The sequence below is a fragment of the Serratia sp. JUb9 genome, from assembly GCF_014298095.1.
Taxonomy (GTDB): Bacteria; Pseudomonadota; Gammaproteobacteria; order Enterobacterales; family Enterobacteriaceae; genus Serratia_B; species Serratia_B rhizosphaerae.
Genome location: NZ_CP060416.1, coordinates 1,453,648 through 1,467,635, shown reverse-complemented (window position 1 = coordinate 1,467,635; position 13,988 = coordinate 1,453,648). Strand labels below are relative to the sequence as shown.

Genomic DNA, 13,988 nt, shown 5'->3' with positions numbered 1-13,988 from the left:
TCTCGGTTCAGTATTCCTGATCCTCGATTAACCGTTTCCCCAGGCTGGTAATGCCCTGGATCTCATAGCCGAGTTTTTCATACATTTCGACCACGGTGTCGTTATCTTCGCGCACCATCAGATTGATTTTCGGACAGCCGCGCGCCATCAGCTTCTTCTCCAGCCGGTTAATCAGCGCGTTGGCGATACCGCGACCGCGATAATCCGGATGTACGCCAAGATAGTACGCCGAACCGCGGTGGCCGTCATAACCGCCCATCACCGATCCCACCACCTCGCCGCCAACCTCTGCCACCAGGAATAGATCGGCATCGTGATGCAGTTTACGTTCAATATCCATTTCCGGATCGTTCCACGGGCGCAACAGATCGCACCTTTCCCAGAGCGTGATGACCTCTTCAAAGTCGTCTTGCCGAAATACGCGAATTTCCATCGTTGTTCGCCGCTGTTCATGAGTTATTTCTCTGATTATATCCCAAATCAGCGGCGTTGCCGCAAGGACGCTGAAAGAGAAGGTCTTTTTCCGCTATCGGAAACGGTAACCATGTTAATAAATGGAAATAGTTATCACCTCGATCGACACCGTTCAATACGATATAACATTGCAAACGGTTTGCAGCGACGGAGCACAACGGCATGAAAAAACAGGCAAAATCTTTTCTTAACTTCACCCCGCTGAACACCTCCTCCTCACGTCGCCACCTGTTGCTGTCGGGCCTGGCGTTTGCCCTGCTCGGCGGCAAAGCCGGCGCGGCGCAGGCGCGGGAGTCCGGCGGCATGCTGCGCAGCGCACACGCCAAACCGGCCGCCAAGCCGGCGGGCGCCAAACGGCTGGTGATGCTCGACCCCGGCCATGGCGGCATCGACTCCGGCGCGGTAGGTCACGAAGGGTCGCAGGAAAAACACGTGGTGCTGGAAATTGCCAATCACGTGCGCCGCTTTCTGCACCAGCACGATCACGTCGAGGCGCGGCTGACGCGTGAAGAAGACCACTTTATTCCGCTGTTCCAGCGGGTGGAAATCGCCCATCAGCATCAGGCCGATCTGTTTATTTCCATCCACGCCGATGGCTTCACCAATCCGTCGGCCTCCGGCGCATCGGTCTTCGCCTTGTCCAACCGCGGCGCCAGCAGCGCCATGGCACGCTATCTGTCAAAACGTGAAAACGCCGCCGATGAGGTAGCCGGCGCCAAATACAAACAGCAGGATAATTATCTGCAGCAGGCGCTGTTCGATCTGGTGCAGACCAATACTATCAACAACAGCCTGACCCTCGGCCGCCACGTGCTGGGGCAGATCCGTCCGGTGCACCATCTGCACAGCCAAAGCACCGAGCAGGCGGCGTTTGCGGTGCTGAAATCCCCTTCCATTCCGTCGGTGCTGGTGGAGACCTCGTTTATCACCAATCCGCATGAAGAGCAGTTGCTCGGCACCACCGCCTTTCGCGAAAAAATCGCCCGCGCAATCGCCGACGGCATCCTTGCCTTCTTCCATGAGGCCGATCGCCGCCGGCGTACGGCCTGATCGCCCCGGACGGGCTTTTGGGTATATACTTGTCGGCTGATTAAGACTGACGTTGCGAAATACCCTATGAGTTCACCCGATATCGCTGAAGTAAAATCCTTCCTGCTGGCGCTGCAAGACCGCATCTGCGAGCAACTGGCGCAGGCCGACGGCGGCGGCGCCTTTGTCGAAGACAACTGGACGCGCGCAGAAGGCGGCGGCGGCCGTAGCCGGGTGCTGACCGAAGGCGCGGTATTCGAACAGGCCGGGGTCAACTTTTCGCACGTTTCCGGCGCCATGCTGCCGGCTTCCGCCACCGCGCACCGGCCCGAGCTGGCGGGCCGCAGTTTTCAGGCGATGGGCGTCTCCCTGGTGATCCACCCGCTGAATCCTTATATCCCCACCAGCCACGCCAACGTGCGCTTCTTTATCGCCGAAAAGCCGGGCGAAGCGCCGGTATGGTGGTTCGGCGGCGGTTTCGATTTAACCCCCTATTACGGCTTCAAAGAGGACGCGGTGCACTGGCACCGTACCGCCCAGCAGCTGTGTGCGCCGTTCGGTGACGAGGTCTATCCCCGCTATAAGAAGTGGTGCGACGACTATTTCTTTATCAAACACCGCAATGAAGCGCGCGGCATCGGCGGGCTGTTCTTCGACGATCTGAACAGCCCGGACTTTGAGCACTGCTTTGCCTTTACCCGCGCGGTCGGCAACGGTTTCCTTGATGCCTATCTGCCAATCGTGGCGAAGCGCAAAACCCTGAGCTGGGGCGAGAAAGAGCGTGCGTTTCAGCTGTACCGCCGCGGCCGCTACGTCGAGTTCAATCTGGTGTGGGATCGCGGCACGCTGTTCGGCCTGCAGACCGGCGGGCGCACCGAGTCGATCCTGATGTCGATGCCGCCGCTGGTACGCTGGGAATACGGCTACCAGCCGGAAGAAGGCAGCCCGGAAGCGCTGCTGTACCGCGATTTCCTGCCGGTGCGCGACTGGCTGCAGGAGGAGGCGTAATGCAGATCTGGGTTGATGCGGACGCCTGTCCGAACGTGATTAAAGAGGTGCTGTACCGCGCCGCCGATCGCACCGCCACGCTGGTGACGCTGGTGGCCAATCAGCCGTTGCGCACGCCGCCGTCAAAGTATTTGCGCACGCTGCAGGTGGCAGCCGGTTTCGACGTGGCGGACAATGAGATCGTCCGCCGCTGCGAAGCGGGCGATCTGGTGATCACCGCCGATATTCCGCTGGCGGCGGAGGTGATAGAAAAAGGCGCGGCGGCGCTGAATCCGCGCGGCGAACGCTATACGCCGGCAACCATTCGCGAACGGCTCAACATGCGCGATTTTATGGATACGCTGCGCGCCAGCGGCATTCAGACCGGCGGCCCGAACGCCCTGAACCAGCGCGACCGTCAGCAGTTCGCCAACGAACTGGATAAATGGCTGCAGCAGAGCAAACGCTAATCCGTCGCCGGCGTCGCCCACAGATAGTCGGCCTGCTCCTTACCCACTTCGCTCCCCTGTTCCACCAGCATCAACACCGCCGGCTGCACGGCCGGCTGTAAATCCTGCATATGCAGCGGCACGCCCACCAACCGGGAAGCGTGATAACCGCCGGCGATCAGCAGGCTCGGCGTCGGCGCCGCCAGCAGCCGCTGCGCCATCCGGCGATCGCGCTGCTGTTGAATCGCAACCATCGCCGCCAGCTGCTGCTGCTCAATCTGGCCGCCGTGTGCCGCGCGAATGGTCTCCGCCAGCCCCTGTCGCACCGCGGCGCGGGTGGACTGCCTGCCCGGCGGCAGCTGCGGCCGTTGATAAATCGCCATAATCTCGCTGCGATCCAGATTGGCCGACCACAGCGGATACGGCGCCGCCAGCGCGGCAGTCACCAGATCGCCATACTGCGCCCACGGCCAGCTCTGCCGCCAGCCCAGTTCTGCCGGCAGTTCGCCCGGTGCGACCCGTTCGCCACGCCGCAGGCGCGCCTGCAGCGCATCAACCTGCGCCTGCCGATCGGGGTTGATCATCTCCAGCAGCACGCTGCCCTGCGGGCGCTGCTGCGGCAACTGCTGCAGCAGCCACAGCTCCGCGCGATGATGGTAGGCGTTGTCGTGTTTTTCGCCGACGATCAGCCGCGGTGCCGCCGCCAGCCGCACCAACAGCTGTGACGGCGTCAGCGTTTCACCGCTGCGCAAATCAGTGATGGTTCCCGGCGGCGGCGCAACCGGCTCAGCGCGCTGAGCGGCAGGAAAATGCGCACAGGCGCTGAGCGCCAGCGCCGCGATGAAAACCAAAAATTTCATAATGTTGCCCCTCAGCCGATGGTGCGCCCATTATAGATAACAATTATCATTTCCAAATAACAAATTAGCGTCAAACCGCTTTGCGCATTGATTTCGCCGCACGGAGCAGGTATAACGATTAGCCATTTAGATATTTAGACGTCTATACGGACAACCAATGCAAACATCTTCTGTCACCCATGAAGGGCAGTTCAAACGCAGTATGAAGGCCCGCCATCTGGTGATGCTTTCCCTCGGCGGGGTTATCGGCACCGGCCTGTTCTTCAACACCGGCTATATTATCGCCACCACCGGCGCGCTCGGCACGCTGCTGGCCTACCTGATCGGCGCCCTGGTGGTCTATCTGGTGATGCTGTGCCTGGGCGAACTCTCCGTCGCCATGCCGGAAACCGGCGCGTTTCACGTTTACGCCTCGCGCTATCTCGGGCCGGCGACCGGCTACACCGTCGCCTGGCTGTACTGGCTGACCTGGACGGTGGCGCTCGGCTCCAGCCTGACCGCCGCCGGTTTCTGTATGCAGTACTGGTTCCCGCAGTCGCCGGTGTGGCTGTGGTGCCTGGTTTTCTGCGCGGCAATCTTCCTGCTGAACGTGGTCACCACCCGCTTTTTCGCCGAAAGCGAATTCTGGTTTTCGTTGATCAAGGTCGTCACCATTCTGGCGTTTATCATTCTGGGCGGCGCGGCGCTGTTCGGCATTATTCCGATGAAGGACGGCACGCCGGCGCCGTTCCTGCATAACCTGACCGCCTCCGGCTGGCTGCCGAACGGTACGCTGCCGATTCTGATGACCATGGTGGCGGTGAACTTCGCCTTTTCCGGCACGGAGCTGATCGGCATTGCCGCCGGAGAAACCGAAAACCCGGAAAAAGTGCTGCCCTGGGCGATTCGCACCACGGTGATCCGCCTGATGGTGTTCTTTATCGGCACCGTGTTCGTACTGGCGGCCCTGCTGCCGATGGAACAGGCCGGTGTGGTGAAAAGCCCGTTTGTGCTGGTGTTCGAGCGCATCGGCGTGCCCTATGCCGCCGATATCTTCAACTTCGTGATCCTGACCGCCATTCTGTCGGCCGCCAATTCTGGACTGTACGCCTCTGGCCGCATGCTGTGGTCGCTGGCTAATCAGCGCACGCTGCCGGCCTATTTCGCCCGGGTTAACCGTCGCGGCATTCCGTTTAACGCTCTGACCTTCAGTATGCTCGGCGGCGTGCTGGCGCTGCTGACCAGTGTGATTGCGCCGGATACGGTCTTTGTGGCGCTGTCGGCGATTTCCGGCTTTGCCGTGGTGGCGGTATGGCTGAGCATCTGCGCGGCCCACTATGCGTTTCGCCGCAGCTATCTGCGCAGCGGCCAGCCGCTGAGCGGCCTCAAATTCCGCGCGCCCGCCTACCCGCTGACGCCGATCGCCGGCTTCGCGCTCTGCCTGCTGGCCTGTATCGGCCTGGCCTTCGACGCCGAACAGCGTATTGCGCTCTATTGCGGCCTGCCGTTTGTCGCGCTGTGCTACGCCGCCTACTACTTCAGCCACGGCGCGGGCAAAAAAACCACCGAACTCAATGCAGGAGAAAAACATGTCGGTTAATAATCCTCTGGCCCCGCTGCTGGCCGACGGACGCTCGTTGATTCTCGACGGCGCGCTGGCCACCGAGCTGGAGGCGCGCGGCTGCGATCTGAGCGATCCGCTCTGGTCCGCCAAGGTGCTGCTGGAAAACCCCACGCTTATCTATCAGGTGCATCTGGATTATTTCCGCGCCGGCGCGCAGTGCGCCATCACCGCCAGCTACCAGGCCACGCCGCAGGGCTTTCTGCGCCGCGACCTGGATGAAAAACAGGCGTTGGCGCTGATTGCCAAAAGCGTGCAGCTGGCGCAGCAGGCGCGTACGGATTATCTGGCGCAGCAGCCGCAGGAAGCGCCGCTGCTGGTGGCCGGCTCCGTCGGCCCTTACGGCGCGTTTCTGGCCGACGGTTCCGAATACCGGGGTGATTATCACTTGCCGCAGGCAGAAATGATCGCCTTCCACCGCCCGCGCATCGACGCGCTGGCCGCCGCCGGCGTCGATCTGCTGGCCTGCGAAACCCTGCCCTCGTTCGCCGAGCTGCAGGCGCTGCTGACGCTGCTGGCGGACTACCCGACGCTGGGCGCCTGGTTCTCCTTTACGCTGCGCGACAGCGAGCACCTGAGCGACGGCACGCCGCTTGCCGAGGTCGCTGCCCTGCTGAACAACAGCCCGCAGGCGCTGGCCGTCGGCGTTAACTGCATCGCGCTGGAACAGGTTACCCCGGCGCTGCGCACGCTGGCCGCCCTGACCACGCTGCCGCTGCTGGCGTATCCGAACTCCGGCGAACACTACGACGCGGTCAGCAAAACCTGGCACGCCTGCGGCGGTGAGCACGGCAGCCTGGGCAGCCAGGCGGACGCCTGGCGGCAGAGCGGCGCGCGCCTGATCGGCGGCTGCTGCCGAACCACGCCGCAGGATATCCGCGCTATTGCCGGACAGCTCGCCGGACGCTAAACGAAAAAAGGGCGCAGCAAATGCTGCGCCCTTCTCATATACGCCACCGTGCGACGATTACAGCGGCGCGGTCTGTGCCTCAACCACCGCCAGCGCCACCATATTGACGATGCGTCGCACCGAGGCGATCGGCGTCAGGATATGCACCGGCTTCGACACCCCCATCAATACCGGCCCGACGGTCACCCCTTCCGAGGAAGAGACGCGCAGCAGGTTATAGCTGATACGCGCGGCCTCCATGTTCGGCATGATCAGCAGGTTGGCCGAGCCTTTCAGCGGGCTGTCCGGCATCAGATCGTGACGAATGCTTTCCACCAGCGCGGCGTCGCCGTGCATTTCGCCGTCAATTTCCAACTCCGGCGCCATGCTGTTGACCAGCTCCAGCGTTTTACGCATTTTGCGCGCCGCCGGGCAGTCGGAAGAGCCGAAGCTGGAGTGCGACAGCAGCGCAACCTTCGGCTCAATACCGAAGCGCCGCACGGTTTCCGCCGCCATCAGGGTAATTTCCGCCAGCTGTTCCGGCGTCGGGTCGTCGTTGACATAGGTATCGGCGATAAAAGTGTTGCCGCTTGGCAGCAGCAGGGCATTCATCGCCCCGGCGACGTGCGTTCCTTCGCGGAAACCGAACACGTTTTTCACTACCTCGTAGTGCTCATGGTAGCTGCCGATGGTGCCGCAAATCATCGCGTCGGCCTCGCCGCGGTGCAGCATAATGGCGGCAATCAGCGACGGGTTGCCGATCACCGCACGGCGTGCCTGCTCCTGCGAGACGCCGCGGCGCTTCATGATCTGGTAATACTCGCCCCAGTATTCTTTAAAGCGCGGATCGGATTCGTTATTCACCACTTCGAAGTCTTTGCCCGGCGTCATCTGCAGGCCCAGCTTCTTCAGGCGCATCTCAATCACGCTCGGACGCCCCACCAGAATCGGGAACGCCAGCCCCTGCGACACCAGTTCCTGCGTGGCATGCAGCACCCGCTCTTCTTCGCCTTCGGCCAGCACCACGCGCTTCATCTCTTTGCGCGCCTGGGCGAAAATAGGCTTCATAAACAGGTTGGTTTTGTAAACGAACTCGGTCAGTTTCTCCACGTAGGCGTCGAAGTCTTCAATCGGCCGCATCGCCACGCCGGAATCCATCGCCGCCTTGGCCACCGCCGGCGCGATCTTGACGATCAGGCGCGGGTCAAACGGCTTGGGAATAATGTAGTCCGGGCCGAATGACAGATCCTGATCGTCATAGGCGGAAGCCACCACGTCGCTCTGCTCCGCCAGCGCCAGATCGGCAATCGCGTGTACGCAGGCCAGCTTCATCTCTTCGTTGATGGTGGTGGCGCCGACGTCCAGCGCGCCGCGGAAAATAAACGGGAAGCACAGTACGTTGTTGACCTGGTTCGGGTAGTCGGAACGACCGGTACAGATAATCGCGTCCGGGCGCACTTCCTTCGCCAGCGGCGGCAGAATTTCCGGTTCCGGGTTGGCCAGCGCCATGATCAGCGGATCCCGCGCCATGGTTTTCACCATCTCCTGCGTCAGGACACCCGGGCCGGAGCAGCCAAGGAAGATATCAGCGTTCGGAATCGCGTCGGCCAGCGTGCGCTGCCCGTTGTCCGCGATCGCATAGGCGGCCTTGGTTTCTTCCATTTTCTCGTCACGGCCTTTGTAGATCACCCCTTTGGAGTCACACACCGTGATGTTCTGCGGATGCAGCCCCAGCGCCACCAGCAGGTTAAGGCAGGCGATCGACGCCGCGCCGGCGCCGGACACCACCAGACGCACGTCCGAGATATTTTTCTTCACCACCCGCAGGCCGTTCAGCACCGCCGCCGTGGTGATGATCGCCGTGCCGTGCTGGTCATCGTGGAACACCGGAATTTTCATCCGCTCGCGCAGTTTCTTCTCGATATAGAAACACTCCGGCGCCTTGATATCCTCCAGGTTGATGCCGCCAAAGGTCGGCTCCAGCGCGGCGATTACGTCAATCAGCTTATCCGGGTCATTCTCATCCACTTCAATATCGAACACGTCGATGCCGGAAAACTTCTTGAACAGTACGCCCTTGCCTTCCATCACCGGCTTGCCGGCCAGCGCGCCGATATTGCCCAGCCCCAGCACCGCGGTGCCGTTGGAGATCACCGCCACCAGGTTGCCGCGGGCGGTATATTTGTAGGCAGCCAGCGGATCTTCGGCGATCTCCAGGCAAGGCGCAGCCACGCCCGGCGAGTAGGCCAGCGCCAGATCGCGCTGGGTAGCCAGCGGTTTGGTCGGGGAAACCTGGATTTTCCCTGGTACAGGAAACTGATGGAAATCAAGGGCACTCTGTTTGAGCTGTTCGTCCATTATAGGGTCCTTTGTTTTTTACTTTTATCTGAGGTAAGGCTGTTTTGTTACACCAGTATAGTGAGAGAATCGCCGCAAACTTTGAAGCCTGCCATAACCCTGCGCGAAACTTTCAGATACCTGAAATAATTGAAGTTGCGGCAGTGCGAAGCCACATCCAGACGCTGCGCCCGCCGGTTCAGGACAACTTCATGTATGAAAGGTATACATTAGGTTAAAAACAAGTAACACAGAATGAACAAGAAAAAAACCGCCGTCCCGGAAGCCCAACCAGCCCGTCGTCGATAGCGCCAACGCGTTTTATCCGGCGATTGACGCTGACCTAAGCAATTAAGCGATAAATTGACGCCCAAGGGCCAGGCAGCGCTGACCCTTGGTTATTGCGAATAGGAGAGGATTGCCGCCTACTGCGACATATTCAGCAGGGTGCGGATATTCAGCGCGCTGGTGGCGATAATATCAATCGCGCCGGTGCGCAGCGCGCCGAGGATTGCCAGCGCCTTGGTGTTTTCCGACGCGATGGCGATGACGCAGGGAATTTTACGCAGCTCGTCGATGCTCAGCCCGATCACCCGATCGTTCATCACCGTATCCACATGCTGCCCCTGGGCGTTGAAAAAATCATAGCCGGCGATATCGCCGATCACGCCCTGATTCAGGCTGGCGTCGATAATCTCATGCGGCGTAAACCAGCCCAGTTTGACCATATAGCTGTTTTCGTTCATATCACCGATGCCCACCAGCGCCACATCGGCCTTGCGCGCCCGGTCCAGCGTCTCTTTGATGGTGCCGTTTTGCATAAAGGCCTGCTTCAGCGCGCGGTTCTCCACGTAGGCCGGCGCGTACAGCGTCTCACTGCTGCCGCCGAACTTTTTCGCCAGCCGGCGACTGATGTGGTCGGCGTTAATCGCATCGCCGGGCCGGTGGGTGCCGCCGATGCCGCTGATAAACCTGCAGTTGCGCTCCGGCACGCTGCCGACGTGATCGGCAATCGCCGCCACGTTGCGCCCCTGCCCGACCGCCAGCACCATATCATCCTTCAGCGACATCGACAGATAATTGGACACCAGCGCCGCCACCTGCCGCCGCTGCTCATCTTCATCCTGATGGTCGAGGGCGATCAGCGCGCGGCTGATGGGAAACCGCTCCAGCATCTGCTGTTCCAGCCGGGTGCTGAACACCGGGTGATAACGCACGGTAATCTCAACGATGCCCTCTTCTTTCGCGCGCTTGAGCAGACGCCCCACTTTAATGCGCGAGATGCCGAATTTTTTTGCAATCTCTTCCTGGGTGATTTCGTCCTGATAATACGCAACGGCAATTTCAGTCAGTAGTTCGTTATCCTGGGACACTGTTTGTTTTTCCATCCGCTACACGATTCCCCACGGCAGGTTTGGCCGGTTATCGACGGCAATGGGTTCAGAGGCTCTGAACCCATTGTGCGATAAAACTTAACTGTCGCCAGTATATACCCTAAATAATTAACGTTGCATCAAGGCGGCGCCGAAACGCCGCGGCAACTCCGCCAGCTCAGGCGGCAACGGTCTGCAAACGCCGTTCCGTCGCCTCCGCCAGCGTGGTCAGCAGCAGACAGCACGAGACCGCCCCCGCATCCAGCACGCCGCGCGACCTCTCGCCCAGCCGGCTGGCGCGGCCGATTTTCGCCACCAGATCGCGGGTAGAATCGCGCCCGTCCGCCGCCGCCTGCTTCATCTGCGCCAGCGCGCCGGAAAAGTCGTCGCCGCGCTGCAGCGCCTGCTCGAACGCCGCCAGCGCCGGGATCAGCGTATCCATCAGGCATTTATCACCGACGCCGGCGCTGCTGATGTCCTGCAGCTCGCTCAGCCCCTGCTGCAACATGGCGAGAAACGCCGGCGCATCCAGTTGCGCCTTGTCGCGCACGCTGTCCGCCATGCCCATAAACAGGCTGCCGTACAGCGGCCCCATTGAACCGCCGATGCCCTCCATCAGCGCATCGGACAGCGTATCGAACGCCTGCGCCAGCGACAGAGATTTGCCCTTCATCGCCTCGCCGCACAGGGTAAAGCCCTTGGCCATATTGATGCCGTGGTCGCCGTCGCCGATCGCGCCGTCGATCTCGCTCAGGACGTCGCGATGGCTGACGATCACCGCCACCAGCCCTTCCACCATCTCATTACCGTACTGCGTTGAAATCTGTTCTGTCATCACATCACTCCACCTGGGTCAAGCCCAGCGACTGGCTCGGCATATCGATAAGGGTTTTCAGTTCATCATCCAGCTTCATGATTGTCAGCGTCACGCCCATCATCTCCAGCGAGGTGAAATAGTTGCCGACGTAGCGACGGTGCACATTGATGCCGCGCGCCGCCAAGCGTTGGGCGATTTCGCCATAATAGATGTACAGCTCCATCACCGGCGTGGCCCCCAGGCCGGAGATCAGCACCACCGCGTCGTCGCCCTGCGCCAGCGGCATATCGCCGAGGACGAAATCCAGCATGGTCGCCGCCATTTCCGACGCCGGCTGGATCGGCGACACCTCAATGCCCGGTTCCCCGTGGTGGCCGATGCCGATCTCCATTTTGCCGTCGTCGATATGGAAATTGGGTTTGCCCACCGCCGGAATAGTGCAGGAGCTCAGCCCCACGCCAATCGAACGGCAGTTGTCGATCGCCTTTTGCGCCGCGCCGATCACGCCGTCCAGGTCATAGCCTTTGGCGGCGGCGGCAGCGCCGACTTTCCACATCAGAATTTCCCCGGCCACGCCGCGGCGCTTGTCGATCTCACTGGCCGGTGCCGAAGCCACGTCGTCATTCGCCACCACGGTTTTCACCGCAATCCCGGCGGCGGCGGCCTTTTTCATCGCCATTTTGACGTTCATGTTATCGCCGGCATAGTTGCCGTACAGGCAGGCCACCCCGACGCCGCCGTCGGCGGCTTTAAACGCGTCGAGAAACGCGCCGGCGGTCGGCGATGAAAAAATTTCACCAATCGCCACCGCATCCAGCATATTTTTGCCCACATAGCCCAGAAACGCCGGTTCATGACCGGAGCCGCCGCCGGTGACGATGCCCACCTTGCCGCTGACCGGCGCGGCAGGGTACTTCAGCACCCGGGCGTTATCGGTCGGGGTAAAATAGTCGGGATGCGCCTGCAGATAGCCCTGAATCGCATCTTCCACCACATGGTCGGGATCGTTGATAATTCTGTTCATTGCTGCCTCTCTCGCCTGAAGATGAATTATTGAATGGTGTATCCGCCGTCGATCACCAGATTCGCGCCGTTAATCATTGATGCACCGTCACCGGCCAGAAACAGCGCGCCGGCGGCGATATCCTGCGGTTCGGCAAAGCGCCGCAGCGGAATTTTGTCGAGCATCTGCCGCGCCGGCTCGCCGGACCACGCCTTGCGTCCCAGTTCGGTCAGCACCACGGTGGGCGAAATGGCGTTCACCCGCACGTTGTGCGGCCCCCACTCCAACGCCAGCACCTGCGTCAGGCCAATCACGCCGGCCTTGCTGGCGCAATAGGCCAGATGATTGGGCAACGCCACCACGCCCGCCTGTGAAGCCAGGTTGATAATGCTGCCGCTGCGCTGGCGGATAAAATGCCGGCCGACCGCCTGGCTGGTGAGAAAGACCCCTTTCAGGTTCACCGCCAGCGTGGCGTCCCACTCCGCCTCCGTCACCTCCTCCGCCGGGTTCAGCGCCACAATGCCGGCGCTGTTGACCAGCACGTCCAGCCGGCCGAAATGCGCCAGGCTCTGGGCCACCGCCTGCTCCACCGATGCCTGTTCGGTTACGTCGGCAACCACGCCCAGCGCACGCTCGGCGTCGAGACGCTGCGCCGTTTCCGCCACGTCGGGGGCACGGTCCAGCAGCACCACGCGCGCGCCGTGTTGCACATACTGTTCGGCTATCGCGTAGCCGATGCCGGCACCGCCGCCGGTGATCAGCGCCACCTTGCCCTGCAAGGCCAGCGCGCCTTCGCCTGTTCGTTGCTGATTGTTCATCTTTCTCTCCCTAAACGGTGGATATCACGTTGCATCAGGATATTTTCGCCAAACTGGGGTTAGCGTCGTTGCTATCGCCGGGCGCTTCTTTCGGTAGCGTGACGAATTTCATCAGCACGCCGCTGAACAGATACAGACCGGTGAAGATCCAGATCACCCCGACCGCGCCGAGGCTGCCGATAAACAGCCCCACCACCGCCGGCCCGACGAAGGTGCTCAGGCCGGCGCCGAGGTTTAAAATCGACATGGCGGCGCCTTTATTCTCCGGCGCCAGCGACGGCATAATCGCCGACAGCGGCACAAAGGCGGCCAGACAGGCGCCGAACAGGCCGGCGGCGGCCACGGTGATCAGGTAATTGGCGCCGAAGAACTGCGGGGCGTAATAGAACATCAGCGTGGTGATCGCGCAGCCGACGCAGCCGAACCACATCACCACGTTACGCCAGCCCAGGCCGTCGCTGATCACGCCGAAAATCAGGTTGAAAATGATATTCACCGTCCACAGCGCGGCGTACATCTGCAGCCAGTGGGTGCGGGTAAAGCCCATATCCATCATGTACATCGGCATAAACACCACAAAACCGTAAGCCGCCGAGGTATTGATGGTGCGTACGATGCCGCCCAGACCAATCTTCGGATTCTCAAAGGCGATGGTGATGCCCTTCAGCACATAGCTGAGCGACGCCTTCTCTTTATTGGCGCTTTGCCCATCAGGCGTTCCACGGTTCAGCAACAGCGCGATCGCCGCCCCCAGCACCACAAAGATCAGCGCGCTCCACAAAGTATGTATCTCGCCGAGATACGGCAGCATGATGCTGGAATAGAGCACGCCCAACACGCTCAGCCCGCCGCTGTATACGAACCAGAAAATGCCGACGGCGGAGCCCAGCCTTTCCGGCGGCGCCTCATAGGCCACCCACACCAGAAAACCGTAGGCAAACAGCGGATAGCCCAGCCCGCGCAGGGCGTAGGTCGGCACCATAATCGTCAGATTGTTGCTGGGCAGGCCAAACACCAGAAAACACACCGAGCCAAACAGAAACAGCAGCAGGCCGGCCAGCATGACCCGACGGGCGGTAAAGATTTCCGCCAGCACGCCGGAGAACCAGGCGGCGATGGCGGCGGCAAAGCCATAAACGCTGAACAGCAGCGCCGACTCCTGAATGCTCAGCCCCTTGCCGATCAGGTAGGGCGACAGCCAGCCCTGCTCCAGCCCTTCCCCCATCATAAACACCAGCACGCCGGCATAGCCCAGCAGCAGTTTCGGTGAAAGACCAATGCGATGAATCAGTCCGTGCAACATAGAACACCCCAACACATGTCATTGTGGAGGCGCAGGCAGGCCTGCACCC

Annotated in this window: 13 protein-coding genes; 5 read left to right on the top strand and 8 right to left on the bottom strand. The window is 61.2% G+C overall.

The features are described from left to right. Positions 1 to 7: 7 nt before the first annotated feature. The gene (locus HF675_RS06895) at positions 8 to 433 is read right to left on the bottom strand and encodes a GNAT family acetyltransferase (RefSeq protein ID WP_105232064.1); all 426 of its coding nucleotides are present in this window, start codon (positions 431 to 433) and stop codon (positions 8 to 10) included. Between the two features lie 203 nt (positions 434 to 636). Between HF675_RS06895 and amiA the strand changes: the two genes are divergently transcribed. The 3 genes from amiA to HF675_RS06880 all read left to right on the top strand — a co-directional run bounded on the left by amiA (position 637) and on the right by HF675_RS06880 (position 2,960). Then, positions 637 to 1,524 (top strand): N-acetylmuramoyl-L-alanine amidase AmiA, encoded by an 888-nt coding sequence (gene amiA, locus HF675_RS06890; RefSeq protein WP_187044313.1) that lies wholly within the window; start codon positions 637 to 639, stop codon positions 1,522 to 1,524. Positions 1,525 to 1,590: 66 nt separating this feature from the next. After that, positions 1,591 to 2,511 (top strand): oxygen-dependent coproporphyrinogen oxidase, encoded by a 921-nt coding sequence (gene hemF / locus HF675_RS06885; RefSeq protein WP_105232066.1) that lies wholly within the window; start codon positions 1,591 to 1,593, stop codon positions 2,509 to 2,511. Further along, complete coding sequence (locus HF675_RS06880; RefSeq protein WP_105232067.1) at positions 2,511 to 2,960, top strand: YaiI/YqxD family protein; 450 nt, start codon at positions 2,511 to 2,513, stop codon at positions 2,958 to 2,960. Before hemF ends, HF675_RS06880 begins: the two co-directional genes overlap by 1 nt. Here HF675_RS06880 and HF675_RS06875 read toward each other — a convergent pair. Then, on the bottom strand, positions 2,957 to 3,799 hold the full coding sequence (locus HF675_RS06875; RefSeq protein ID WP_187044312.1) for a ChaN family lipoprotein: 843 nt from the start codon (positions 3,797 to 3,799) through the stop codon (positions 2,957 to 2,959). The genes HF675_RS06880 and HF675_RS06875 overlap by 4 nt on opposite strands. A 157-nt stretch (positions 3,800 to 3,956) precedes the next feature. Here HF675_RS06875 and mmuP point away from each other — a divergent pair, with 157 nt between their 5' ends. Continuing rightward, on the top strand, positions 3,957 to 5,378 hold the full coding sequence (gene mmuP, locus HF675_RS06870) for an S-methylmethionine permease (protein WP_105232069.1): 1,422 nt from the start codon (positions 3,957 to 3,959) through the stop codon (positions 5,376 to 5,378). After that, the gene (gene mmuM / locus HF675_RS06865) at positions 5,368 to 6,309 is read left to right on the top strand and encodes a homocysteine S-methyltransferase (RefSeq protein WP_160030371.1); all 942 of its coding nucleotides are present in this window, start codon (positions 5,368 to 5,370) and stop codon (positions 6,307 to 6,309) included. Before mmuP ends, mmuM begins: the two co-directional genes overlap by 11 nt. 57 nt (positions 6,310 to 6,366) lie before the next feature. Here the strand turns inward: mmuM and maeB are convergent, their stop codons facing one another. The 6 genes from maeB to HF675_RS06835 all read right to left on the bottom strand — a co-directional run bounded on the left by maeB (position 6,367) and on the right by HF675_RS06835 (position 13,939). After that, complete coding sequence (gene maeB / locus HF675_RS06860; RefSeq protein WP_187044311.1) at positions 6,367 to 8,646, bottom strand: NADP-dependent oxaloacetate-decarboxylating malate dehydrogenase; 2,280 nt, start codon at positions 8,644 to 8,646, stop codon at positions 6,367 to 6,369. A 404-nt stretch (positions 8,647 to 9,050) separates the two neighbouring features. Then, a complete protein-coding gene (locus HF675_RS06855) occupies positions 9,051 to 10,013 on the bottom strand; it encodes a sugar-binding transcriptional regulator (RefSeq protein WP_015673306.1) in 963 nt (320 codons plus the stop codon). A gap of 163 nt (positions 10,014 to 10,176) precedes the next feature. Next, a complete protein-coding gene (dhaL, locus tag HF675_RS06850; protein ID WP_370569841.1) occupies positions 10,177 to 10,797 on the bottom strand; it encodes a dihydroxyacetone kinase subunit DhaL in 621 nt (206 codons plus the stop codon). Between the two features lie 40 nt (positions 10,798 to 10,837). Next, positions 10,838 to 11,839, bottom strand: coding sequence for a dihydroxyacetone kinase subunit DhaK (locus tag HF675_RS06845; RefSeq protein WP_187044309.1), 1,002 nt, complete (start codon positions 11,837 to 11,839; stop codon positions 10,838 to 10,840). Between the two features lie 26 nt (positions 11,840 to 11,865). Beyond that, positions 11,866 to 12,636, bottom strand: a complete 771-nt coding sequence (locus HF675_RS06840; protein ID WP_187044308.1) for a GolD/DthD family dehydrogenase — start codon at positions 12,634 to 12,636, stop codon at positions 11,866 to 11,868. Positions 12,637 to 12,670: 34 nt separating this feature from the next. Beyond that, positions 12,671 to 13,939, bottom strand: a complete 1,269-nt coding sequence (locus HF675_RS06835; RefSeq protein WP_105232075.1) for an MFS transporter — start codon at positions 13,937 to 13,939, stop codon at positions 12,671 to 12,673. Positions 13,940 to 13,988: the final 49 nt, after the last annotated feature.